This window comes from Microbacterium sp. GXF6406 (assembly GCF_054798215.1).
On the sequence record NZ_JBSJZH010000071.1, the window covers coordinates 1 to 696 of the forward strand.

The 696-nt window shown below is 68.5% G+C and carries 1 protein-coding gene; it reads right to left on the reverse strand.

Features of this window, described 5'->3' with window-relative positions:
* On the reverse strand, positions 1 to 696 hold a 696-nt coding region (locus ACWAUG_RS13645; RefSeq protein WP_460802842.1), incomplete at both ends, for an IS3 family transposase.

Sequence of the window (696 nt, forward strand, 5' to 3'; positions counted from 1 at the left end):
CAGCAGTGACCAGAACGACTCCATGGCCGCGTTGTCCCCCGCAGCGCCGACTCTTCCCATCGATCCGACGATGTCGTGGCGGCGCAACTCGCGGGCCATGGCTCGGCTGCGGAACTGGCTGCCCCTGTCGGCGTGCAGGATGCAGCCGGCGACCTCACCACGGCGCGCGACAGCGTTTCGGACGGCGTCTACGGCGAGTTTCGCGGTCATCCGATCTGAGATCGAGTACCCGACGATTCGGTTGGAGAACACGTCCTTGATCGCGCAGCAGTAGAGCTTGCCTTCGCTCGTCCAGTGCTCCGTGATGTCCGTGAGCCAGAGCCGGTTCGGTGCGTCAGCGCGGAACACGCGCTGGACGTGGTCGTCGAACACGGGCGGCCCGGCCTTCTTCCCCTTCCCGCGTCGCCGGCGTTGCGCGGACGAGAGAATCCCCGCCTGCGAGCACAGCTTCCACGCCGTCCGGCGGCTCATCCGCCACCCCGCTCGGCGGGCCTCGTCGGCGAGGTATCGGTAGCCGAACGTCGGGTCCTCGTGGTGCGCGTCGTGCAGCGCGTTGATCCGATATGCGCGGAGCACGTCCGCGTCCCGGACGGGGTCGTTGCGCCACCGGTAGTAGGGCTGGCGGGCGAGCTTGAGAACCCGGCACGACACCGTCACGGGGATCCCCGCGTCGGCGAGCTCAGATACGAGCGGGTA